Here is a 22,840-nt window from a genome sequence, read left to right on the forward strand (position 1 = left end):
GCGCCCTGCCGTCACAGATTCTCATAGCGATTCATATCGAAAACACCCGCCTCTACCGGCGTGGTTTCTTCAAGGTATCGCTTCAGATCACTGAAGTAATGCCAGAAATCGGGATGGCTGCGCCGCACACCCCAGCGCTCGACCAGACGATCCAGATCGGCGCGATCATTCACCCGCTCCATTGCTGAGACGAACGCCGGGACCTCTGCCGCCTGTAGATTGAAGATGAAGTTAGGGTAACTACTCAAGATGCCTGGATAGACCGTCAGGGTGTCCAGCCTCGGCTGCCAGCGCAGCGCCTCGCCGTACATGAACGCCACATTGCTATGAGCGCGGTTGCGCAGCAGGCTGTATATCTCACGTCGCTCAGTGTCATATTCAATTCGCAGCAGTGTGGCCTCTGGAAGCTGCTGGATTATCGGCAATACACCCGCGAGCCGGTTAGTCAGCCGGCTGAGGGCCTGCTCGGCCTTTTGCAGAGCCAATGGCTGCTCTGCCCGATAGCAACGAGTGCCCTGGCAGCGATTGATCGGATCAGGCGCGGCATTGATGCCGGCGTACCGAGCCAGCATCTGCCCGGCAAATGCACCCTTGGGATCAGCCTTGTTCAGCGCCAGCAGCGAGGGGGTCGAATTGTCGATAGATGTGTAGGCCAACAGGAGCTTCAGCTGTCCACCCTTCTCGTACCAGCTGTCGAGAATGACCTGCCGGGACGGCGCTGGCAGCAGCCGCAGGAAATTCAGCTCGGCACCGTTTCGGATCAGGTCAAAGTACAGCCGCGTCTGACCTTGATGGGACACGTTGCCGAACACGTCGAAGTTGACCACCAGCTGATAATAGGTGCGCTCGAGCAGCGGATAGTCCATCCACCAGAGCGTCTGCGGTATCTCTCCAATGAGGCCCTTGCGCACGGACGCACTGTCATGTTGGCGGAAGATGGTCAGCAAGGCATTGTCATTGCCGGACCAGATCTGCTCCCAGTCCGCAGGTCTGTTCGCGTAGGCCTGCGTGCGCGACTGTTCGTACTGGTTGCGTTTCGCACGATAGGTGTTCCAGAACGCCAGCAGACTACCCATCTCATCGAACTGTCCCGGCATCGCCAGCAGCGGCGTTGTCTGCTCGCGGTAGCGGCGATCTGTTACATACAAGTCATGCGCTGGGTCCTGGAAGAACACCCAGAAATTGTCGCGAATCACGTCGGTAGCGATCTGCCCGCGACAGACCGGCCCACGGATGAAGGTGCGCACGAAGTACTCGGCGTTATCCAGCATGAACTGGTATCGCGCCTCGGCGGGGATGGCCTGAAATGCCCTGAAGGGGTTGGCCCGGTGAACGGCGCCGTATCCCGGGATGTAGTCGGGCGCCCAGTCGCCCTCGAAGAACAGCGATCGGACCCGAGCCAGCTTCGCCTCGCTCAGCGGGTAGGTGATGTGCGTCTTGTGCACGATCACATCCGTGATTGGGCGCAGCCGATAGCTGAAATGAGTACCCGGATCGTCATTGGGACGACGTGTTGCGATCACATCGACCGGCTGCCCGCTGGGCGTACGCGAACGAACCAGCTGGTAGAAATGCCCGCCTTCAGCCCCTTCGAAATAAAGGTGCGCGATAAAGAGGTGTTCATACAGCCAGCGGCCAACCAGATTGCCGCGCGCACCCGGTGTATTGAGCAACCGCTCCCATTCGCTGATCTGGGACACCTCGGCCGCCGATGGCTCAAGCAGCCTAGGCTCGACTGCTGCGCCCTGCTCAAGCCAGCGTTGCACGAGCGCGTACTCTTCATCGCTTAGCCCGGTTACAGCGAAGGGCATGCCGCCATGGGCATTGCGCCGTGCGTAGCGGTCGAACTCTTCTGGTAGCGGGCAGGTGTTTTCCCGACCGATGCCTATGTCCAGCCCCGGTGGCAGCTTGGCATTGGGCGTCAGCGGCTGGCTGCGACCGAGCTCCAGCATTCGTGCCATCAGTGCAGCCTGGCTCCCCTGGGCATCGAGTACCGAGCTGAAGCCTTTGCGCCGCCAGGCCGAGTCGCCATCGGCATCGAGAAATAACCGGGTCGGAGGCTGAGCCTTCACGCGAACGCCGTTGTACACCGGCAGTTTGTGCGCGCCCCGCGACGCTCCCTCGCCACTGCCGAGATTGAGCTGGCAGGGCGAGTCGTAACAGGCATGGCAAGCAACGCACTTGGCGGTAAAGATCGGCTGGATATCGCGCTGATAAAGGACTTCCGCTTGCAGCGCGGTAAAAGGAAGCAGCAGGCAGCCGAGCCAGATACGGAAAGACATCAAACGAACGCCTGGAAATGAATGCGCATTCTATTCACCTCGGCCGGGGACCGCTAACGCGACGCAACCTGAATAATATTCATGCAAAAGCGCAGAAGCTAAAAAAGCATGCAGCTTTGCTATCATTCGCGCTCTTTTGTCCCCGTTTTTTCAGGTAGTCCCCATGTCCACTCGCAGCTCCCGTCTCCAGGCCCTTCAGCAAGCGCTCAAAGAGCGCATTCTGATTCTCGACGGCGGCATGGGGACCATGATCCAGAGCTACAAACTGGAGGAGGAGGACTACCGTGGCGCGCGCTTCGCCGACTGGCCGCAGGACGTCAAAGGCAACAACGATCTACTGCTGCTGAGCCGCCCGGATATCATCCAGGCCATCGAGAAAGCCTACCTCGACGCCGGCGCAGACATCCTCGAAACCAACACCTTCAACGCTACCCAGGTATCCCAGGCCGACTACGGCATGGAATCGCTGGTGTATGAGCTGAACGTCGAAGGCGCACGCCTGGCCCGTGAAGTGGCCGATGCCAAGACCGCGGAAACACCGGACCGTCCGCGCTTCGTTGCTGGCGTGCTCGGCCCGACCAGCCGCACCTGCTCCATCTCCCCCGACGTGAACAACCCGGGCTATCGCAACGTCACTTTCGACCTGCTGGTGGAGAACTATGTCGAAGCCACGCGCGGGCTGATCGAGGGCGGCGCCGATCTGATCCTGATCGAAACCATCTTCGACACGCTGAACGCCAAGGCGGCGATCTTCGCCGTGCAGCAAGTGTTCGAGGACCAAGGTGTCGAACTGCCGATCATGATCTCCGGCACCATCACCGACGCTTCCGGCCGCACCCTGTCCGGGCAGACCACCGAGGCATTCTGGAACTCGGTGCGCCACGCCAAACCGATCTCCGTGGGCCTGAACTGTGCTCTGGGCGCCAAGGACCTGCGCCCATACCTGGAAGAACTCTCCAGCAAGGCCGAAACCTTCGTCTCCGCGCATCCCAATGCGGGTCTGCCGAACGCCTTCGGCGAATACGATGAAACCCCGGCGGAAATGGCCGCGGTGGTCGAGGAATTTGCAGCGTCGGGATTTCTCAACATCATCGGGGGCTGCTGCGGTACCACGCCTGCTCACATCCAGGCCATTGCCGAAGCTGTTGGCAAATACCCGCCGCGAGCAATTCCAGACATCCCCAAGGCCTGCCGGCTCTCGGGCCTGGAACCGTTCACCATCGACCGCAGCTCGCTGTTCGTCAACGTCGGTGAGCGCACCAACATCACCGGCTCCGCCCGCTTCGCCCGGCTGATCCGCGAGGAAAACTACACCGAGGCGCTAGAAGTCGCCCTGCAGCAGGTCGAAGCCGGCGCGCAGGTGATCGACATCAACATGGACGAGGGCATGTTGGATTCGAAGGCGGCCATGGTCACCTTCCTCAATCTGATCGCCGGTGAACCGGATATCTCCCGCGTGCCGATCATGATCGACTCCTCCAAATGGGAGGTAATCGAAGCGGGTCTGAAGTGCATCCAGGGCAAGGGCATCGTCAACTCGATCTCCATGAAGGAAGGCGTTGAGCAGTTCAAGCAACATGCTCACCTGTGCAAGCGCTACGGCGCGGCCGTGGTCGTAATGGCCTTCGATGAAGCGGGCCAGGCCGATACCGCTGCGCGCAAGCGGGAGATCTGCAAACGCAGCTACGACATCCTGGTCAACGAAGTGGGTTTCCCACCGGAAGACATCATCTTCGACCCGAACATCTTTGCAATCGCCACCGGCATCGAGGAACACAACAACTACGCAGTCGACTTCATCGAGGCCTGCGCCTACATCCGCGACAACCTCCCCTATGCACTGACTTCGGGCGGCGTCTCCAACGTGTCGTTCTCGTTCCGCGGCAACAACCCGGTGCGCGAAGCGATCCACTCGGTGTTCCTGTTCCATGCGATCAAGGCAGGCCTGACCATGGGCATCGTCAATGCCGGTCAGCTGGAAATCTACGACGAGATTCCAAAGGAGCTGCGCGACGCGGTGGAGGACGTGGTGCTCAACCGCAGCGCCAACGGCACCGAAGGCTTGCTGGAGCTCGCTGACAAGTACAAGGGCGACGGCTCCGTGAAGGAAGCCGAAACCGAGGAATGGCGTGGCCTGCCAGTCGGCAAGCGGCTGGAACACGCACTGGTCAAAGGCATTACTGCCTTCATCGTCGAAGACACCGAGGAGTACCGTCAGCAGTGCGCGCGCCCCATTGAAGTCATCGAAGGCCCGCTGATGAGCGGCATGAACGTGGTCGGTGACCTGTTTGGCGCCGGCAAGATGTTCCTGCCGCAGGTGGTGAAGTCCGCCCGCGTGATGAAGCAGGCTGTTGCACACCTGATCCCGTTCATCGAAGCGGAAAAAGGCGACAAGCCCGAGGCCAAGGGCAAGATCCTCATGGCCACGGTGAAAGGCGATGTGCACGACATCGGCAAGAACATCGTCGGCGTGGTGCTCGGCTGTAACGGCTACGACGTGGTCGATATGGGCGTGATGGTGCCGGCGGAGAAAATTCTGCAGACCGCTATCGCCGAGAAATGCGACATCATCGGCCTGTCCGGGCTGATAACCCCGTCGCTGGACGAGATGGTCCACGTCGCCAAGGAAATGCAGCGCCAGGGCTTCAGCCTGCCGCTGATGATCGGCGGCGCCACCACCTCCAAGGCGCACACCGCGGTGAAGATCGACCCGCAGTACAACAACGATGCCGTGGTCTATGTAACCGACGCCTCGCGCGCAGTGGGCGTCGCCACTACTTTGCTCTCGAAGGAACTCAAGCCGGCATTCGTCGAGAAGACCCGCGAAGAGTACGCCATGATCCGCGAGCGCACCGCCAACCGCAGCGCGCGTACCGAGCGACTGAGCTACGCCCAGGCAGTCGCCAACAAGCCACAGTTCGACTGGGCTGGCTATACGCCGGTCAAGCCGAGCTTCACCGGTCGCCAGTTGCTGGAGGACATCGACTTGCGCACGCTGGCCGAGTACATCGACTGGACCCCGTTCTTCATCGCCTGGGATCTGGCCGGGAAGTATCCGCGCATCCTTGAGGACGAAGTGGTCGGCGAAGCGGCCACCTCGCTGTTCAGCGATGCGCAGGTGATGCTGAACAAGCTGATTGATGAAAAGCTAATCCGCGCCCGCGCGGTGTTCGGCTTCTGGCCAGCCAACCAGGTGCAGGACGATGATCTGGAAGTGTATGGCGACGGCGGCGAAAAGCTGGCCACCCTGCACCATCTGCGTCAGCAGATCATCAAGCCGGACGCCAAGCCTAACCTCTCCCTGGCCGACTTCGTCGCGCCGAAAGATAGCGGCATCACAGACTATGTGGGTGGCTTCATCTGCACCGCCGGCATCGGTGCCGAGGAGCTGGCAAAGGCCTATCAGGACAAGGGTGACGACTACAACTCGATCATGGTCAAGGCGCTTGCAGACCGTCTCGCCGAAGCCTGCGCCGAGTGGCTGCATCAACAGGTGCGCAAGCAGTACTGGGGCTACGCCAAGGATGAGCAGCTGAGCAACGAAGAGCTGATCCGCGAGCAGTACAAGGGCATCCGCCCTGCCCCGGGGTACCCCGCGTGCCCGGACCACACCGAAAAAGGCACGCTGTTCCAGCTGCTGGATGCCGACGGTATCAGCCAGGTCACGCTCACCGAGCACTACGCCATGCTGCCTACCGCGGCCGTCAGCGGTTGGTACTTCGCTCATCCGGAGGCGCAGTACTTCGCTGTAGGCAAGATCGACAAGGATCAGGTGGAAAGCTACAGCCGGCGCAAAGGCGAAGACATCGCCATCAGCGAGCGCTGGCTGATGCCAAACCTGGGCTACGACAACTGACGCTAGCGTGCCTTCGGCACGCTACGGCGCAGCGAAGCCGCAACGGCCGCAGGCGGATCGACCGCCTGCCCGACCGGCCATGCGGCGAGGCGTGATCGGTGAGCGATAGCTCCACGGCTCTTACCGCTGCGCCAGCCACCGCTCGAAGGCTTCGACAGGTAGCGGCCTCGAGAGCAGATAGCCCTGGGCCTCATCACAGCCGATGGCTTTCAGAAAATCGTAAACCTCAGGTTCTTCGATGCCTTCGGCCACAACGCTGTATCCCAAATCGTGGGCCATGCCGACCATCGCCTTGACCAGCGTCTGGCTACGCGGACGCTGGTCAAGAAGCGAAATGAACGAGCGGTCGATCTTCACTACCTGAGCGGTGATCTTCTGCAAATAGGACAGGCTGCTATAGCCGGTTCCAAAGTCATCAATGGCAATGCTGATCCCTGCCGCTTGCAGAATTTCCAGCTGAGTGGATGCTTCGGGGCTGTTGCCGATCATCGCGCTTTCAGTCAGCTCGAGTTCTATGGCGGACGAAGGCAGGCCGCGCTCGGCCAGTGCTGCAACCAGATTCTGGGCGAAATCCGTTTCTTCGAGGTTCAACGCGGTAACGTTGATCGAGATACAGACTTCCAGACCGATGCTTTGCCATCTTGCTGCCTGTTCCACTGCCTGGGCGACTACCCATCTGGTCAGCGGTCGCGCCATTCTGGTTTGCTCGATCAGTGGAATGAATTCTGCTGGAGAAACGTTTCCCAGCACCGGATGCGTCCAGCGGATCAGCGCCTCAACGCCGACGCACGTCCCGGTCTTCATATGAATCCGCGGCTGATAGTCGAGGCGCAGCTGGCCTACATCCGTAAGCGCGCTGCGAAAATCGTCCAGAAGGGCGAAGCGTCGTCGATAGCGAGCATCAAGCTCGCTCGAATAGAGCCCGACGCCGGCTTCCAGCTGACGAGCATCCTGACTGGCGCAGTGTGCGACGCGCAAAATATCCTCGCCCAGACGTTCGCCCAGGCGGAAAGGCGCTACGCCTACGACAGGCCGGGTCATCAATGGCCCGGAATCGTCCGGAGCAGCAGCAAGACTTACGCGTAATGCGCTGGCGATGTCGACCGCCGCCTCCTCACTCGCCGCTTCCGTGACATGGACGAATTGGTAGGGGCTTACGCTGTAGAGCTTGACGCCCTTGTGCAGCGATCGCTGCAAGCGCATCACGGCAGACTTGATCTGCTTGTCTAGAAACGCAGGGCCCATTACCCGTTGAATGGACATCATCTGCTCGATGTCCACCAGGTCGGTGAAAAAGGCGAACAGCGCCTTGCCTGGCTGGTCGCGACCGAGGTCCTCAAGGTCCTCAAGGAACTGGCTGCGGTTGGCCAGTCCGGTCAATGGATCCACGCGACCATAGGCATGCTGCATCTCGATCTGGCCCATGACCATGGATGCCAAATCGCGCAGCACCGCTTGCTCATGATCGGTGATGTCACGAGGCTCGGTACCCAGCACACACATGGCACCTAACGTGTAGCCCTCCCGAGTCACCAGCGGCGCACCGGCGTAAAAGCGAACCCCGGAATGCGCGAGCGTACTATCGCGATAGTACGGCGAGGCCAGCAGATCATTGATCACCAGCATTCCAGAGCTGTCCGCCACTTCCCCGCAGCAGGCCTTGAACCGCGGGATTTCGGTGTGCGCTACCCCGACGCGGGATTTGAACCACTGCCGATCACTGTCGGTTAGCGAAACCGCAGCTATTGGCAGGTCGAACAGCTGGCTCGCCATCCGCGTTATCCTGTCAAAGCTCTCGCTTGGTGGTGTATCCAGGATATCCAACTGCTTGAGGGTGAATAGCCTTTCTTGCTCGTATTGCGTCATGGCGCGTTCAACTCCAGACATCATTTCATAAGCGCCGCGAGGAGATTCACCCCGAAGGACCACGAGGACTTCGCCAAGCCGGCTCGTCAGATTGGCCCAGGTAGAGGTGACGGGTGTCGTAACGCATTGCGTGAACAGCTCATCGGCTGCGACCTGCCCATCTTGATGTCCATTGATCGCCGTTGACGCGAGGGAGCCGCGCTCGGCTTGCTGGCTGGCAGGCGCCTTCAGGCGTTTAATAGCAGCCCTTACAGAACATATCCTTCAGGACCACCCGCCATGCCCGCTGACACGCCCTATCTGCTCGACCAGCTTGAAGCCGCCGACATGCTGATCATCGACGATCTTCATGCTTGGCAATTCGCGCTGAACGAAGCGCTGCTCGATGATGCCGACGCCGCGGCCGAGGCCAATCAGCCGTTCGCCAGCGAAGATACGCTGCTGACCATCGATCTGGTCGACGGCCGTACCCGCCGCCAATGGCAGTTCAGCTACAACCAGATCATGGAAGCCCAGCTCCAGGCCGATGGCGAAACCTGGTTGCTGGAAGGTCCGCACCGAATGCAGTGCCTCAGTGCGATCGGCGGGGATGACGAGGCCGAATAACGCTTCCTAGCTGCGTCGCCCGGCCCGGGCGACGATTGGCGCAGAGGCCGAAGCTGTGCTTTCCCCGGCGGATACAGCTGACTTCATACCATCCATGAGCGGCAATTCGATATAGCGATAGCTCAGAGCCGCAACGACCAATGACGTCGCTATGCAAACTGGCACGCGCATCAACAGCGGCTGCTCATCAAGCCAGCTCATGCACAGCAGCCAAACCGGTATATGGCACAGGTAGAGCGAGAACGATACCTGTCCGATTGCCTCCAGCGGGCGCGACAAGGCGCCAAAAATCGGCTCGCTGGAACAGACCGCCAGCATGAAGGGCACGGCCAACACCAGCGTCGTTACCGCCCAACGAAACGACGCGTACGGCTCCAGAGCGATGGCCAGAATGCTCGCCGAGACCACCGCCAGACCGATCACCAGCACTTTGCTGGTGGCGGTCATCGCCTCGATGTCTCGCTCAACGACGCGAAACTGATCCAGCGACGACAGCTTCCACAGCAGCAGCCCCATGAACAGGCCGTTCGCACGGAACAGCCACTCGGGCGCGAACGGATTGGCGAAGCTGAACCAGAGCACGATGCCGATCACCGCCGGCCAGAACGCCCTGCCCAGTAGCAGCAGCAACGGAAACAGCAAGTAGAACTGCACTTCCAGGGCGATCGACCAGAAATAGCCGAAATCCGTCTCGTGCAGCCCGTTAAAGACATTGGCGAGAAAGAACGCGGCGCTCGCCGTCACGCCGAGCAGCGTATCCAGCGAGTAAGCCGGCGCCCCACGCGGCGGCTCGATGACACTGAACAGCAATACTACGGCCGCCCAGAACCACGTCGGCAGCAGCACACGGCGGATGCGCTTCTTGTAGAAGGCGTACACAGCCTCGGCATCGAAACGCTGCTGCTTGCGCAGAAAGGTCGCGCCCATCAGGTAGCCGGAAATGAGAAAGAACAGATCGACCCCGACACCCGGCAGGAAGCGCTGCAGCAAGCCATCCCACCAGTCTGCCTCCGCGCCGACCAACATCACCGACGCATGGGCCAGCAGCACCATCACGATCGCCAGCCCACGAAGAAATTGAATATTACGATTCTTGCCGTGCCGCGCTCCGGCATCACTCATAAACAGTCCGATATTCGCAAGCCACCGCGACTACCAGCCATTGCCTGGGGTCATTCAGATCGATTCCATTACCTCGGGGCTTTGTTCAACACCTGGCCAGCTTCCCGCCGCGCCTTCGCCTCAACCATGACCAATCGATACCGGCGTCGTTCAATCCGGACGCACCTCACAACATGCAGCCATCGGCGGAGACGTCCGCTATGATCGCGCCCCTCTTTTGCAAAGCCGGTTGCACACCATGTCGTCTCTCGAACTGATCGCCTCGCTGTTAGGCGTGATCGCCGTATGGCTGACGGTGCGCCAGAACCCCTGGTGCTGGCCCATCGGGCTGGGCATGGTGTCGTTGTACGGATGGTTCTTCTTCGACGCCAGGCTGTATTCGCAGGTGTTGTTGCACAGCGTTTTCGCTGCGATGCAGCTTTACGGCTGGTGGGCCTGGACGCGAGGCGCTGTGGGCGAGCGGGGCCGGCCCGTGACCCGAGCCAGCTCACGCGAACTGGCGATAGGCATATCCATCGCCGCGCTTGGTAGCCTGCTGCTCGGCAGCGCCATGGCGAGTTTCACCGAAGCCGCTTTTCCCTGGTTTGACGCCGGGCTTACCGCCTTCAGCCTGCTCGCACAACTCTGGATGGCACTCAAACGGCTGCAGTGCTGGGCGCTGTGGATAGTTGTGGATGTGCTGTTCGTCGCCTTCTTCAGCTATCAGGGCTACTGGCTGACGGCCGGCCTCTACGCGCTGTTCACCGGGCTCGCGGTAATGGGGTTGCGGGAATGGCGCATGACGTTGGCGCCGGCACGATGAAAGTGTTGGTGCTTACCGGCCCGGAGTCCACCGGCAAAAGCTGGCTCGCCGAGCGGCTACTGCGTAGGTTCGGCGGCGCGTTGGTTGGCGAATACGTACGCCATTACATCGAGCAGACACAACGTGACACCACCCTGTCCGACATTCCCGAAATCGCTCGCGGCCAGTTGGCTTGGGAAGATGCGGAGCGCGTTCGAGCGCCGCACCTGTTGATCCTAGACACACATCTGCTGAGCAACATGCTCTGGAGCCGCACACTGTTCGGCGATTGCCCCACCTGGCTCGAGGATGAGCTGCTGGCGCGGGATTACCACCAGCATCTGCTGCTCTCGCCCGAGGGTGCCGAGTGGCATGCGGACGGTCAGCGCTGCCAGCCCGATCTCAGCGACCGAACAGGCTTCTTCGAGGCCTGCCGCAGCTGGCTGGCGCAGCAGGAGCAGCACTTCGTCGAAATCAGCGGTAACTGGACCGAGCGAGAGCGTCAGGCAATCGCCCATACCCGCGCATTGCTGGACGAATGAGTGGCTGCAGAGCCCTATGGCTGGCGATCGCGCCGCAATAGCAGGCCGATGGCAACCACGACCAGCAGACTGCCGGGCAACCAGTGCACGCCCATCCGAGCCGGCTGATCGAAGAACAGCAGCAGCATCGAGACGAAAGGCACCAGGTAGCTGTACGCCGTGACCGCACCGGGGCTGAGAACGGCGGTCGCGCGCTGCTGCAGGAAAAAGGTCATCGCGCTGGAGAACACGCCAAGGTAGATCACAAGCAGCAAATCCAGCAGATTCATCCGCAGCAACGTCACCGGGCTCTCCCAGAGCAGGCCCATCAGACCGATCAGAAACGCACCTGCGATCAAGCTCCAGAAAGTGCGCAATCCTGCCTGCCGAGGCAGCACGCCATTCGCCAGCCCCCACTTGCTGAGCACCGGGTACAACGCCGAAGCGACACAGCCGAAGAAGAATCCCAACTCGCCGAGGCCCAACTGCATGCCGGAGAAATCGCCACCATTCTCGGCCCATGCCAGGCCGAGAGCCCCACTCGCACCAAGCGCCAGTACGGCCAGCAGACGACCGGCAGGTTGCTCGACGCCAAGCCCGCGCCCCAAGCCGTAAGCCAACAGCGGTACGCTGACGAACAGCGTCGCCATGGACAGTGCACTGACCCGGTGCGCAGCCCAGAACATGGTGCCGAAAAAGCCCGCCAGGCATAGCCCCATGGCGGCATAAAGCAGCAAGGTACGCCAACCCGGTCGCCCGTCGCTCTGACTCCAGGCCAGCGGCGCCAGGACCAATGCGGCGATGCTGAAACGCATGGCAGTCAATAGCAGCGGCGGCAGCCCTTCGCTCAGAAAACCCACCGCCGGGAAGGACAACCCCACGAAAAGAGCCCAGAGCAGCATGCCTAGATGCGCACGGGTGGTTCCGTCGCGGCTATCGCTCATGCGCGTCTCCGGCGAGTGGTTGCTCAGACTGGCGTTGATGACGTAAGGACGTTGGCTGCGGTTCAAAAGGTCGCTCCCTGTTCGTTGCCCCGCGCCCATTGACGATTACAGACGCGAGGGGGACCGTCGAATGACCTTGATAGAGTGGCTGAGGTTCGGTTTACGCGTAACGCTGATCGGGCGTCGGGTGACCGTATCGATGGTGATGTTCCAGAAACCGGTACTCGGAACCACGATCTTCGCCGGGAACGTATCGAACGCTCCACCATGGTAGGTGTGGCGGCCGCCATTCTTGAAACTGCGGAAATTCGCATCGTTCATCAGGCGGATATTGCAGGTCTGCGAGCATTCGATGACGACGATATCGTCCTCGTTGAGGTGCTCGCGCTGGTGTATGTATTTCATCGACTGCTCCGACAGCGCACATGGCGGCAAAGCGGCTAACGATAGCATGCACACCCTTAGAATCGGCTGGGTTGTGAACAGCGTTGAACGCTCCCCCTATCGTGCGCGCCTGCGAGCGGGTTGTTCCGTAGCCGGGGTTGTGTATCCTCTATCCACCTATCTGACAACTGCCTATTTCCATGCTCAGCACGTCACTCCCCTGCTCTTCAAGCCTGCCCGCGGGAAGCCGACTGCTGTTTCTCTTCGATACCGGATTGCTGGCCCTGTGGTGAAACGCGGCTCGCCGCGCACTCAACCCATCGCCAACCCAGTTCATCGAGGAATGCCGCCCATGCTTGCGGTCCGTAACACCGTTCAGATCGACGCCCCTATCGTGCGCAACGCAACCCGTTGCGGTTTTTTTATGGCCGGCTTCGGCCTGTCCGTCTGGGCGCCGCTGGTGCCCTATGTACGCGAACGCATCGAGATGACCGATGCAGTGTTCGGCCTTTTGCTGCTCTGCATCGGCGTCGGTTCGCTGACCTGGATGCCACTGTCCGGCGTACTGGTGAGCCGCTGGGGCATCCGCCCGGTGCAGCTGTGCAGCGTCGTACTGCTGGCGTTGGCTCTGGCCGGCATGGCGCTGTCCGACTCGATGTGGCTGCTGGCCCTTGCACTGTTCTGCTTCGGCGGTAGCCTAGGCGTCATCGACGTGATCATGAACATTCAGGCGGTGCTGGTGGAAACCGCGGTCGGCCGCCGGCTGATGTCGAACTTCCACGGCATGTACAGCCTCGGCGCCATCAGCGGCGCACTGATGCTCACGGGTTTGCTGACCCTCGGCCTGGCGCCGGAGATAGGCAGCTTTCTGATGATCGGCCTGATCGTTGCGGCGAATCTCGGCCTCGCCCGCGGCTTTCTGCCGAATCGCGCGCCGGGCGGCGGTATTGCCTTCGTGCGCCCGACCGGCGTAGTGCTGCTGGTGGGGCTGATGTGCTTCGTCGTGTATCTGGCCGAAGGCGCGGTACTGGACTGGAGCGCGCTCTACCTCACCGGGGAGAAAGGTCTGGAAGTAGCCAAAGGCGGCCTGGGTTATGCAGCCTTCGCCCTCATGGTGACCATCGCGCGCTTTGCTGGCGGCCCGCTGGTCACTGCGCTCGGCACGGCCCGAGTCATCGCCTTCGGCGGGTTGCTCGCGGCATTCGGCATCGGTCTGAGCCTGGCCGCCGAGCATTGGGCCGTTGCACTCGTTGGCTACGGCCTGTGCGGGCTGGGATGCGCAAACGTCTCGCCGGTGCTGATTTCGTCCTTGAGTCGGCAGGACGGGATGCCAGTCCAACTGGCCGTCACCGTGGCGACCACCATTGGTTTCGCCGGGGTCCTCGCCGGCCCGGCCATGATGGGCGTGGTCGCGCATTTCAGCTCGCTGGGCATGGCCTTCGCGCTGCTCGCCGTCCTGCTGGTCGGCATCGTGCCGTTCTGTCGTCGCTTCACCGCGTGACCCCGGATAGAATGCGCGCCCTATGCGAATCCCAGACCTGCAGCAACGCCTCGCCGACATCGGCGCCAAGCCCCGTCATATCGGGCGAATGACCCGTGCCTGGCTCAAAGGTCTGCCGCTCGATGTCGGCCGGCGCCAGCAGCAGGCCGAGGACTTCCTGCCGCTGAGCGTGCGCGAAGGCCTGCCGGCATTGAACGCGGAACTCGATGGTCTGGCAAAGCTGCGTTCCGAACACCCAGCGGCCGACGGCTCGGCACGCCTGCTGGTGGAGCTGGCCGACGGACAGATGGTGGAAAGCGTGCTGCTACCGCGTGACGGCCTGTGCGTTTCCAGCCAGGTCGGCTGCGCGGTGGGCTGCGTGTTCTGCATGACCGGCAAGAGCGGCCTGCTACGTCAGCTGGGCAGCGCCGAAATCGTCGCCCAGGTCGCCCTGGCCCGACGCTTCCGCCCAGTCAAGAAGGTGGTATTCATGGGCATGGGTGAGCCCGCTCACAATCTCGACAACGTCCTCGAGGCTATCGACCTGCTCGGTACCGACGGCGGCATCGGCCACAAGAATCTGGTGTTTTCCACCGTCGGCGATATGCGCGTGTTCGAGCGCCTGCCGCAGCAGCGGGTCAAACCGGCGCTGGCCCTGTCGCTGCACAGTACCGATGCGGCGTTGCGTCAGGCCTTGCTGCCGCGGGCGCCGCAGATCACGCCCGACGAACTGGTCGATCTCGGCGAGGCCTATGCCCGCACAACCGGCTTCCCGATCCAGTACCAGTGGACTCTGCTAAAGGGCATCAACGACAACCAGGATGAAATGGATGGCATCCTGCGTTTGCTCAAGGGCAAATACGCAGTGATGAATCTGATCCCCTACAACAGCCTGGAAGATGACGAATACCAGCGGCCCGATGGCGAGCGTATCGTGCAGATCGTGCGTTACCTGCACAGCCGAGGCGTTTTGACCAAGGTACGCAACTCGGCCGGCCAGGACATCGAAGGTGGTTGCGGCCAGCTCCGCGCAAGAGCCGAACAGGTGCTCGATCGCAAGCGACGCGTTGACCGCGGGGCCTGAACCCGAAAGACCCTGTCACTGTCCCAGCGCAATACCCCTGTTGCCAACACCATCCCTCTCAGCAAGGAAAGCACAAAGCCGCATGCATACATTGGAACAACTGGAACGTGGTGAGCTGGCCGGAATCCGCCGCCTTGATCTCTCGGCCGACTTGCTGACCTTCCCCGAGGCGATCTTTGGCCTTGCCGATACGCTGGAGGTGCTGAACCTATCAGGCAATCGGCTCCAGGCCCTGCCTGCGGACCTGTCCCGCCTGCGCAAGCTGCGCATCCTGTTCTGCTCCGACAATCCATTCACCGAAGTACCCGAGTGCCTCGGCGAATGCGAGCAGCTGGAGATGATCGGCTTCAAGGCCAACCAGATCCGCCACCTGCCCGCCGCGGCGCTGCCGGCTGCGTTGCGCTGGCTGATTCTCACCGACAATCAGCTCCAAGCGTTGCCCGGAGAGATCGGAAATTGCCAACGCCTGCAGAAGCTGATGCTCGCTGGAAACCAGCTGCCCTCGCTGCCGGAAACGCTGGCAAATTGCATCAACCTCGAATTGTTGCGCATCGCCGCGAATCATCTGCAAGCGCTGCCCGACTGGTTGCTCGCGCTGCCACGACTCAGCTGGCTGGCCGCTGCCGGCAACCCCATCAGCGACGCCAACGAAGCGATGAGCCTCGCTCGTCATTCGCTGCCCTCGATCCCGCGCGAGCAGGTCGTTCTGCACGACCAACTGGGCCAAGGCGCATCCGGCATCATTTACCGCGCCGAGTGGCAGCCGACTGGCCAAGCGCCGAAACAGATGGCCGCCAAGCTGTTCAAGGGCCACGTCACCAGCGATGGCCTGCCCCATAGCGAGATGGCCGCCTGCGTGGCTGCCGGCGCACATGCCAACCTGATCGATGTCGCCGGCCCGCTGACACAACAGCACCCGAAACAGACGCCCGGATTGCTGATGGACCTGGTCGACCCAACATTCAAGCCGCTGGCCGGCCCGCCGTCGCTGACCAGTTGCACGCGCGACTGCTATGCCGAAGATAAAACCTTTAGCTTGGAGCAGGTGCTGCGCATCGCTCGAGGCGCCGTGTCGGCGGTAGCTCATTTGCATCAACGAGGCATCCTGCATGGCGACCTGTATGCGCATAACCTGCTGGTCGACCCAAACGGCTATTGCCTGCTCAGCGATTTCGGCGCTGCGTCGTTCTTCGAGCCCGACGGCATCACTGGCCAAGCCCTGAAGCGCATAGAGTCGCGCGCCTTCGGTTGCCTGCTGGAGGAGTTGCTGCAACGCTGTCCGGGCCAGGATGACGACCCCCGTCGGCACCGTCTGGTCGAACTACAGAATCAATGCTTGAGCGGGCAACCAGAACGCCGGCCAGACTTCAGCCAAATGCACACCACTCTCGCCGCGCTCTGACGCGCCTTACCGGAGCGACTCCCGAAATGACCTCACCCGATGCAGACGACGAACGCACACCCTACCCCAAGCCCTATTCAAATACGCCGGTAGACCAAGACCCGTTTATCCGGGGCCTGAAGCAGCGGCTGCCCGAGCACCTGCGTGATTCTTTCAGCGAAGAACAGCTCGACGCCCTGCGTGGCGTATTCGGCGCGCGTTCGTGGGTCAAACACCGAGTCGATCTGCGCGGCACGGTACGGTTTTGGCGCGACCGCTATTACTTCGCGATCGTCGCCGGGCGAAACAAGCGAAACCTGACGCGCCCGCAGCAGAATCTTTCGCTGATGGCCAAGGCTGCACTGGCCACCTTGTTCCTATTGTTCTCAGCGTTGGTCGGTCTGGTGATCCTGTACCTGCTCAAATCCGCGCTGGGTATCAATCTTTTCCCGGGATTCTCCCTGGGGCTCTGGGACTGGTTCAAAGAGAGCTTCTAAGCAGAACCCGCCGCGAAGGCGAGGCGAGAATGGATCGCTCAGCTAGACTTCGGTGAAACCGTGATCCGAGGCCGCCATGTCCGAGACACCTATAAAAGACGAACAGGAAAAGAGCCTGACGCTTCGAGAAATGCTTGGCAGCGTGCTGTCCGCGGCGCTGGGGGTGCAGAGCGGGAAGAATCGCACGAGGGATTTCAGCCACGGCAAACCCAGCCACTTCATCATTCTTGGCGTGGGCTTTACCCTGCTGTTCGTGCTGACCATCCTGGGACTGGTAAAACTGGTGCTCTACCTGGTTGGGAGCTGAGCTACCGCCTATTGGTGGCTAACCCAGAATATTGCAGTGCCCACTGCGAGCATGATCAGACTGAAGATCGCCGCTGCATCCACCACACTGTCGCGCTGTTCAGTTCTCACGGACCTTCTCCTTTAGCAACTCGATGATATCGACAGCTGTTTCAGGCAGTTAAGACCACGGATCGGAGTTGCTCAAGGCTGGCGCGTCATAAGTCCATTTCGCTTGGTTTAGTTCTAAACATATTCCCAAACATCACTTTTGCGCATAACCACGAGCTGGTATCGTGCCGCCCTCCCTAAATGGGTGCGCGGCCGTGCGCGCGAAAGCTGTAGACAGCCTGAGAACAGGACAGATATGTACGTTTACGATCAGTACGACCAACACATCATCGAGGATCGGGTCCGGCAGTTCCGCGACCAGACCCGCCGCTTTCTGGCCGGCGAGCTCGCTGATGAGGAATTCCGCCCACTGCGTCTGCAGAATGGCCTATACATCCAGCGCTACGCGCCCATGCTCCGCGTCGCCGTGCCTTACGGCCTGCTTTCGTCCACCCAGGTACGCAAGCTGGCCGAGATCGCACGTCACTACGACAAGGGCTATGCGCATATCAGTACCCGGACTAACGTGCAGTTCAACTGGCCTGAACTCGAAGACGTACCGGAGATTCTCGCCGAGCTGGCCACCGTCCAGATGCACGCCATCCAGACCAGCGGCAACTGCATCCGCAACACCACCACCGACCAGTTCGCCGGTGTCGCCAAGGACGAGCTGATCGATCCACGGCCATGGTGCGAGATCATCCGCCAGTGGTCGACCTTCCACCCTGAATTCGCCTTTCTGCCGCGCAAGTTCAAGATCGCCGTCAACGGTGCGGTCAGCGACCGCGCAGCCATCGAAGTGCACGATATCGGCTTGGAAGCGGTTCAGAACGAAGCGGGCGAATTCGGCTTCCGAGTGTCGGTTGGCGGCGGCCTCGGCCGGACCCCGATCGTCGGTAGCTTCATCAACGAATTTCTGCCTTGGCAGCATCTGTTGAGCTATCTCGACGCCATCCTGCGGGTCTACAACCGCTATGGCCGTCGTGACAACAAGTTCAAGGCACGCATCAAGATCCTGGTCAAGGCGCTCACGCCGGAAGTATTCGCCGAGCGCGTCGATGCCGAATGGGCGCACCTGAAAGACGGCCCGACGACTTTGACCGAGTCCGAAGTTCAGCGTGTCAGCAAGTTCTTCGTCGATCCGGAGTACAAAGCCCTGGAAGACCAGGACGCCGCCCTCGCCCAGCTGGGTTCCGAGCATCCGGGCTTCGCCCGCTGGCGCCAGCGCAACGTGGTCGCACACAAGAAGCCCGGCTACGCGGCAGTCACCCTCTCGCTGAAGAGCACCGGCGTGGCACCCGGCGACGTCACCGACAAGCAGCTCGATGCCATCGCCGATCTGGCCGATCGCTACAGCTTCGGCGAGGTGCGCAACTCCCATGAGCAGAACATGATTCTGGCCGATGTCGAGCAGGCCAAACTGTTCGAACTCTGGCACGAGCTGCGTGAACTGGGCCTGGCCACGCCGAACATTGGTCTGCTGACAGACATCATCTGCTGCCCGGGCGGCGATTTCTGTTCGCTGGCCAACGCCAAGTCGATCCCGATCGCCGAGTCCATCCAGCGTCGCTTCGACAACCTCGATTACCTGTTCGACTTGGGCAACATCGACCTGAACATCTCAGGCTGCATGAACGCCTGTGGTCACCACCATGTCGGCCATATCGGCATTCTGGGCGTAGACAAGAAAGGTGCTGAGTTCTATCAGGTGTCCTTGGGCGGCAGTTCGGGCCGTGATGCGAGCCTCGGCCAGATCCTCGGCCCATCCTTCGCGCAGGACTCGATGCCCGATGTAATCGAAAAGATCATCAACGTTTACGTGGAGCAGCGTACCGAAGATGAACAGTTCCTCGACACTTTCCGCCGCATCGGCATTGATCCCTTCAAGGAGCGCGTCTATGCAGCGAATCATTAAGAATGATCAACTGGTCGATGAAACCTGGCATCTGTTGCCCAAGGAACAGACGCTTGACGACCTGTGCAACAGCGACGACCTGATCGTTCCGCTACACCTCTGGCTCGACCATGCCCACGCACTGAAAGCCCGCGACGGAGGCCTCGGGGTTTGGCTCGATGCCCATGAGCAGATCGAAGATATCGCTGACGACCTGGCCCACTTCCAGGTCATTGCCCTGAATTTCCCGAGCTTCACCGATGGACGCCACTATTCCAGTGCCCGCCTGCTGCGTGAGCGCTATGGCTACAAGGGCGAAATTCGCGCCATTGGCGATGTGCTGCGCGACCAGCTGTTCTACATGCGTCGATGTGGCTTCGACGCATTCGCCATTCGTGCCGATCGTGATCCGGTCGAAGCTCTGGAAGGCCTGAAAGACTTTTCGGTCACGTACCAGGCCGCGGCTGATGACGATCGACCGCTGTTCCGCCGCCGCCAGGGTTGATATTTGCCTGACCTAAGCCAGTAATGAAAAGCCCGCCTATCGGCGGGCTTTTCATTGTTTCATTGATACATCCAGAAGTTAGGATGCTCGATAGGGGCGGTAACCACCGCGGCCTTCTTGCTGGACGCGATCTGTTTGATTTTCTCGGCGAGCTTCTTCATTAGCGATTTCCTTGGTTACGATCGGACGTGGCACTAGAGTCCGCCAAACACTGCCTTCAAGGAAATTCATTGCCGCTATCGCGCCAATAAAGCGTTCATCAAACGCAACTGCATTCAATCGACACGAACCAATACACGTCCCACCTGCCCACCGGCCAGAATGCGCTCGATAGCCTCGGGCAGCTGCTCAAGACCGATCTCGTGAGAAAGCTCATCAAGGTTGGCCAATTTCCACTGCAGCGAGAGCTTGTCCCACATGGACGCCTTGACCACCAGCGGAATCTCCACCGAGTCCACGCCCAACAGATTGACCCCGCGCAGAATGAAAGGCAGCACGCTGGCCTGGAACTGCGTACCGGCAGTGAGGCCGCAACAGGCTACGCTGGCGCCTCGCTGCAATGATTTGACTACATTGAAGAGGATATCGCCGCCGACGGTATCTACCGCCCCGCCCCATTGCTCCTTGAGCAGCGCCTTTTCCACACCGGCCTGCAATGCGGAACGCTCGACAATCTGGCTTGCGCCCAGGCGAGTGAGAAAGTCCGCTTGATCGGCCTTGCCTGTCACCGCCGCCACCTTGTAACCGAGGCTCGCCAGCAACGCCACCGCAATGCTGCCAACACCACCGGTGGCACCCGTCACCAGCACGGGCGCGTCACGGGGCTCGAGACCGGCCCGCTCCAGTTTGTCGACACAGAGTGCCGCCGTCAGCCCGGCAGTACCGAGGATCATGGCTTCGCGAAGCGACAGACCCTGGGGCCGTTTGATTACCCAGGCCGCCGGAACGCGGATGTACTGACCGAAGCCACCGGCGGTGTTCATGCCTAGGTCGTAGCCCGTGACGATCACTTCATCGCCCTCGGTGAACTCACTCACGCTGGAAGAAACCACAATGCCTGCAGCGTCGATCCCTGGCGTATGCGGAAAAGACCGGGTAACACCACGATTGCCGCTCGCGGACAGCGCGTCCTTAAAGTTCAGCGAGGAATAACGCACCCGGATGAGCACCTCACCGGCTGGCAGTTCGTCGGTAGTGCGTTCGACGATGCTGGTTTCGAAACGACCATCGGCCACCTCGCTGACTTGTAATGCCTTGAAGCTGCTCATCGCGGTTCCCCTTGTCATTGCCAAAAACGTTGTTCGTTCAGCCGGCTCCAGCCTTTCAGCAAGCCGTGCTCCATTACCGTGCTGGCCGCCATGCCGAAGCGCTCGGGTAGACTCTTCTTCTGGAGATAATGCAGCTGGAACAATTCCGCCTCTTGCGCCCGCTCGGCGAGATACTGATCACTGGTCTTGAGCTCGTCCGCCAAATGCTTGCCAAGCGCGGCGATGCCGAGCCATACCTCACCCGTTGCCACATCATCTATCGACAGGCTCTGCCTGTAGCGTGCCACGAAGTTCTTGAACAGCTCGTGGGTCGTTTCCAGATCTTCCTGGAACTTCTCGCGGCCCTTCTCGGTGTTCTCGCCAAACACGGTCAGGGTGCGCTTGTACTCCCCTGCCGTGAGCACTTCAAAGTCCACATCATGCTTTTTCAGCAGCCGATGCACATTGGGTAGCTGGGCCACGACGCCAATGGAGCCGAGGATGGCAAACGGGGCGGTTAGAATCCGGTTGCCAATACACGCCATCATATATCCGCCACTGGCGGCGACCTTGTCGACACAAACGGTCAGCGGCACGCCGGCATCCCGGATACGCACCAGCTGCGATGCGGCGAGTCCGTAGCCATGCACCATGCCACCACCGCTTTCCAAACGCAGCACTACCTCGTCCTGCGGGGTCGCTATGGTCAAAAGTGCGGTAATTTCGTGACGCAGGTTATCTACCGCCGAGGCCCGTATGTCACCGTCGAAGTCCAGAACGAAGACCCGAGCTGGCGTCTCAGGCTTCTTGGCCAGCTTGGCCGCCTTGGCTTCACGCTTGCGCAAAGCCTTGAAAGCGTCCTTTTCCAGCACCGCCTGCTCCAGACGCTCGCGCATGGATTTGTAAAAGTCGTTCAGCTTGTGCACCTCGAGGTGCCCGCTGCTTTGCTTGCTGCGCCCGCGCCGCATCGATGCGAGCGCGATGAGCATGATCACGAACGCCACAACCAGCGTGACGGTCTTGGCCAGGAAGCTGGCGTAGTCGACAAGAAATTCCACGTATCCCCCTAGATGATTTTCGGTCGCCGAGAGTATCCCCTCCACGCCACACTGCCAGCATACCGACGGGCCTTGGGCTGAGCCAGCAGACACGATTCAAACAAACGTTCGAATTATCGTTGACACTCCCGGACGATGTCCCTACCCTCGCGAAAAACAGTGCCGGCCGGAGCAGCAGCATGGGCAGTATCTACCTGATCAGACATGGTCAGGCGTCTTTCGGCGCAGAAAACTACGATGTGCTCTCCCCCCTGGGGTATCGCCAGTCCGAAGCGCTGGGTGATTACCTGGCGCAACTTGATGTGCGCTTCGACCGATGCTTGAGTGGCGAACTCGACCGTCAACAAGATACCGCCCGTACCACAATGGCGAGACTAGGTACTCAGGCCGAACTCGAAATCGACGCGGCCTTCAATGAATTTCATGCCGATGCCGTAATCCGCGCTCATCTACCCGACCTGCTCAAAGTCGAACCGAACGCGATGCATATCTTGCGCAATGCCGCCAATCACCGTGCTGATTTTCAGCGGCTGTTCACCCATGTCGTGCATCGCTGGATATCCGGCGAACATGAGAAGGAAGAACTGGAAAGCTGGCAGTCCTTCCTTGATCGAGTCCGGGGCGGCCTGGAGCGTGTGCTCGATGCAGCCGGCAAGCGCGACCACGTGGCCATCTTCACGTCCGGTGGAACTATTACCGCGCTACTGCAACTGATCATTGGCGTGCCGCCAGTCAAGGCATTCGAAATGAACTGGCAGATAGTCAACACATCGCTCAGCCTGTTGAAGTTTCGTGACCGCGATGTCGCGTTGGCCTCCTTCAACAGTCATGCGCACTTGCAACTCTTGAAAAATCCGGAGCTCGTCACCCATAGATGAGCCCAGCCCCAAGCGGCCAAAAGCTGCGTGTACCCATAACGACCAAAAAAGGAAACCC

At 60.7% G+C, this 22,840-nt stretch carries 19 protein-coding genes; 12 read left to right on the top strand and 7 right to left on the bottom strand.

Annotated features, from left to right (window positions below; genetic code table 11):
- Nucleotides 1-11 precede the first annotated feature (11 nt).
- Complete coding sequence (locus CXK91_RS03020) at nucleotides 12-2,282, bottom strand: fatty acid cis/trans isomerase (protein ID WP_103454896.1); 2,271 nt, start codon at nucleotides 2,280-2,282, stop codon at nucleotides 12-14.
- A 163-nt stretch (nucleotides 2,283-2,445) separates the two neighbouring features.
- Between CXK91_RS03020 and metH the strand changes: the two genes are divergently transcribed.
- Nucleotides 2,446-6,138 carry a methionine synthase gene (gene metH, locus CXK91_RS03025; RefSeq protein WP_103454897.1) on the top strand — a complete coding sequence of 1,231 codons (3,693 nt, stop codon included), beginning with the start codon at nucleotides 2,446-2,448 and terminating at the stop codon, nucleotides 6,136-6,138.
- Between the two features lie 120 nt (nucleotides 6,139-6,258).
- Here metH and CXK91_RS03030 read toward each other — a convergent pair whose 3' ends face one another.
- A complete protein-coding gene (locus CXK91_RS03030; RefSeq protein ID WP_336439607.1) occupies nucleotides 6,259-8,028 on the bottom strand; it encodes a GGDEF and EAL domain-containing protein in 1,770 nt (589 codons plus the stop codon).
- Nucleotides 8,029-8,283: 255 nt separating this feature from the next.
- Here CXK91_RS03030 and CXK91_RS03035 point away from each other — a divergent pair, with 255 nt between their 5' ends.
- Complete coding sequence (locus CXK91_RS03035) at nucleotides 8,284-8,610, top strand: DUF5629 family protein (RefSeq protein ID WP_103454899.1); 327 nt, start codon at nucleotides 8,284-8,286, stop codon at nucleotides 8,608-8,610.
- A 6-nt stretch (nucleotides 8,611-8,616) separates the two neighbouring features.
- Here CXK91_RS03035 and CXK91_RS03040 read toward each other — a convergent pair whose 3' ends face one another.
- Nucleotides 8,617-9,732: an acyltransferase family protein gene (locus CXK91_RS03040; RefSeq protein WP_103454900.1), complete on the bottom strand. Its 1,116-nt coding sequence runs from the start codon at nucleotides 9,730-9,732 to the stop codon at nucleotides 8,617-8,619.
- Nucleotides 9,733-9,970: 238 nt separating this feature from the next.
- Here CXK91_RS03040 and pnuC point away from each other — a divergent pair, with 238 nt between their 5' ends.
- Nucleotides 9,971-10,534, top strand: coding sequence for a nicotinamide riboside transporter PnuC (pnuC, locus tag CXK91_RS03045; protein WP_103454901.1), 564 nt, complete (start codon nucleotides 9,971-9,973; stop codon nucleotides 10,532-10,534).
- Complete coding sequence (locus CXK91_RS03050) at nucleotides 10,531-11,055, top strand: AAA family ATPase (RefSeq protein WP_103454902.1); 525 nt, start codon at nucleotides 10,531-10,533, stop codon at nucleotides 11,053-11,055. The genes pnuC and CXK91_RS03050 overlap by 4 nt, the downstream gene beginning before the upstream one ends.
- A 14-nt stretch (nucleotides 11,056-11,069) precedes the next feature.
- Here CXK91_RS03050 and CXK91_RS03055 read toward each other — a convergent pair whose 3' ends face one another.
- Nucleotides 11,070-12,044, bottom strand: a complete 975-nt coding sequence (locus CXK91_RS03055; protein ID WP_103454903.1) for a DMT family transporter — start codon at nucleotides 12,042-12,044, stop codon at nucleotides 11,070-11,072.
- Nucleotides 12,045-12,083: 39 nt separating this feature from the next.
- Nucleotides 12,084-12,431 (bottom strand): DUF1883 domain-containing protein, encoded by a 348-nt coding sequence (locus CXK91_RS03060; protein WP_181003904.1) that lies wholly within the window; start codon nucleotides 12,429-12,431, stop codon nucleotides 12,084-12,086.
- A gap of 283 nt (nucleotides 12,432-12,714) precedes the next feature.
- On the opposite strand from CXK91_RS03060, the gene CXK91_RS03065 reads away from it, so the two are divergent.
- From CXK91_RS03065 to CXK91_RS03095, 7 genes are all read left to right on the top strand, one after another.
- Complete coding sequence (locus tag CXK91_RS03065; protein ID WP_103454905.1) at nucleotides 12,715-13,863, top strand: MFS transporter; 1,149 nt, start codon at nucleotides 12,715-12,717, stop codon at nucleotides 13,861-13,863.
- Nucleotides 13,864-13,885: 22 nt separating this feature from the next.
- A complete protein-coding gene (locus CXK91_RS03070) occupies nucleotides 13,886-14,926 on the top strand; it encodes an RNA methyltransferase (protein ID WP_103454906.1) in 1,041 nt (346 codons plus the stop codon).
- Nucleotides 14,927-15,008: 82 nt separating this feature from the next.
- Nucleotides 15,009-16,328: a leucine-rich repeat-containing protein kinase family protein gene (locus tag CXK91_RS03075; protein WP_103454907.1), complete on the top strand. Its 1,320-nt coding sequence runs from the start codon at nucleotides 15,009-15,011 to the stop codon at nucleotides 16,326-16,328.
- A 26-nt stretch (nucleotides 16,329-16,354) separates the two neighbouring features.
- The gene (locus tag CXK91_RS03080; protein WP_103454908.1) at nucleotides 16,355-16,804 is read left to right on the top strand and encodes a 3-phosphoshikimate 1-carboxyvinyltransferase; all 450 of its coding nucleotides are present in this window, start codon (nucleotides 16,355-16,357) and stop codon (nucleotides 16,802-16,804) included.
- Between the two features lie 91 nt (nucleotides 16,805-16,895).
- Entirely contained in the window at nucleotides 16,896-17,111 is a 216-nt protein-coding gene (locus tag CXK91_RS03085; protein WP_103455010.1) for a DUF2970 domain-containing protein, read from the top strand.
- Nucleotides 17,112-17,456: 345 nt separating this feature from the next.
- Nucleotides 17,457-19,115 carry a nitrite/sulfite reductase gene (locus CXK91_RS03090; protein WP_103454909.1) on the top strand — a complete coding sequence of 553 codons (1,659 nt, stop codon included), beginning with the start codon at nucleotides 17,457-17,459 and terminating at the stop codon, nucleotides 19,113-19,115.
- A complete protein-coding gene (locus CXK91_RS03095) occupies nucleotides 19,099-19,599 on the top strand; it encodes a DUF934 domain-containing protein (protein ID WP_103454910.1) in 501 nt (166 codons plus the stop codon). The genes CXK91_RS03090 and CXK91_RS03095 overlap by 17 nt, the downstream gene beginning before the upstream one ends.
- Before the next feature lie 275 nt (nucleotides 19,600-19,874).
- Here CXK91_RS03095 and CXK91_RS03100 read toward each other — a convergent pair whose 3' ends face one another.
- On the bottom strand, nucleotides 19,875-20,867 hold the full coding sequence (locus tag CXK91_RS03100) for a YhdH/YhfP family quinone oxidoreductase (RefSeq protein ID WP_103454911.1): 993 nt from the start codon (nucleotides 20,865-20,867) through the stop codon (nucleotides 19,875-19,877).
- A gap of 14 nt (nucleotides 20,868-20,881) precedes the next feature.
- Nucleotides 20,882-21,904: a protease SohB gene (gene sohB, locus CXK91_RS03105; RefSeq protein ID WP_103454912.1), complete on the bottom strand. Its 1,023-nt coding sequence runs from the start codon at nucleotides 21,902-21,904 to the stop codon at nucleotides 20,882-20,884.
- A gap of 179 nt (nucleotides 21,905-22,083) precedes the next feature.
- Here sohB and CXK91_RS03110 point away from each other — a divergent pair, with 179 nt between their 5' ends.
- Complete coding sequence (locus CXK91_RS03110) at nucleotides 22,084-22,782, top strand: histidine phosphatase family protein (RefSeq protein ID WP_103454913.1); 699 nt, start codon at nucleotides 22,084-22,086, stop codon at nucleotides 22,780-22,782.
- Nucleotides 22,783-22,840 lie beyond the last annotated feature (58 nt).

This window comes from Stutzerimonas stutzeri (assembly GCF_002909485.1).
In the GTDB taxonomy this organism is placed as follows: Bacteria; Pseudomonadota; Gammaproteobacteria; order Pseudomonadales; family Pseudomonadaceae; genus Stutzerimonas; species Stutzerimonas stutzeri_AH.

What these genes read in the sequence shown, in the direction of transcription:
- CXK91_RS03020 (WP_103454896.1), bottom strand. Translation starts at nt 2,282, where the DNA reads ATGTCTTTCCGTATCTGGCTCGGCTGCCTGCTGCTTCCTTTTACCGCG.
- metH (WP_103454897.1), top strand. Translation starts at nt 2,446, where the DNA reads ATGTCCACTCGCAGCTCCCGTCTCCAGGCCCTTCAGCAAGCGCTCAAA.
- CXK91_RS03030 (WP_336439607.1), bottom strand. Translation starts at nt 8,028, where the DNA reads ATGATGTCTGGAGTTGAACGCGCCATGACGCAATACGAGCAAGAAAGG.
- CXK91_RS03035 (WP_103454899.1), top strand. Translation starts at nt 8,284, where the DNA reads ATGCCCGCTGACACGCCCTATCTGCTCGACCAGCTTGAAGCCGCCGAC.
- CXK91_RS03040 (WP_103454900.1), bottom strand. Translation starts at nt 9,732, where the DNA reads ATGAGTGATGCCGGAGCGCGGCACGGCAAGAATCGTAATATTCAATTT.
- pnuC (WP_103454901.1), top strand. Translation starts at nt 9,971, where the DNA reads ATGTCGTCTCTCGAACTGATCGCCTCGCTGTTAGGCGTGATCGCCGTA.
- CXK91_RS03050 (WP_103454902.1), top strand. Translation starts at nt 10,531, where the DNA reads ATGAAAGTGTTGGTGCTTACCGGCCCGGAGTCCACCGGCAAAAGCTGG.
- CXK91_RS03060 (WP_181003904.1), bottom strand. Translation starts at nt 12,431, where the DNA reads ATGCTATCGTTAGCCGCTTTGCCGCCATGTGCGCTGTCGGAGCAGTCG.
- CXK91_RS03065 (WP_103454905.1), top strand. Translation starts at nt 12,715, where the DNA reads ATGCTTGCGGTCCGTAACACCGTTCAGATCGACGCCCCTATCGTGCGC.
- CXK91_RS03070 (WP_103454906.1), top strand. Translation starts at nt 13,886, where the DNA reads ATGCGAATCCCAGACCTGCAGCAACGCCTCGCCGACATCGGCGCCAAG.
- CXK91_RS03075 (WP_103454907.1), top strand. Translation starts at nt 15,009, where the DNA reads ATGCATACATTGGAACAACTGGAACGTGGTGAGCTGGCCGGAATCCGC.
- CXK91_RS03080 (WP_103454908.1), top strand. Translation starts at nt 16,355, where the DNA reads ATGACCTCACCCGATGCAGACGACGAACGCACACCCTACCCCAAGCCC.
- CXK91_RS03090 (WP_103454909.1), top strand. Translation starts at nt 17,457, where the DNA reads ATGTACGTTTACGATCAGTACGACCAACACATCATCGAGGATCGGGTC.
- CXK91_RS03095 (WP_103454910.1), top strand. Translation starts at nt 19,099, where the DNA reads ATGCAGCGAATCATTAAGAATGATCAACTGGTCGATGAAACCTGGCAT.
- CXK91_RS03100 (WP_103454911.1), bottom strand. Translation starts at nt 20,867, where the DNA reads ATGAGCAGCTTCAAGGCATTACAAGTCAGCGAGGTGGCCGATGGTCGT.
- CXK91_RS03110 (WP_103454913.1), top strand. Translation starts at nt 22,084, where the DNA reads ATGGGCAGTATCTACCTGATCAGACATGGTCAGGCGTCTTTCGGCGCA.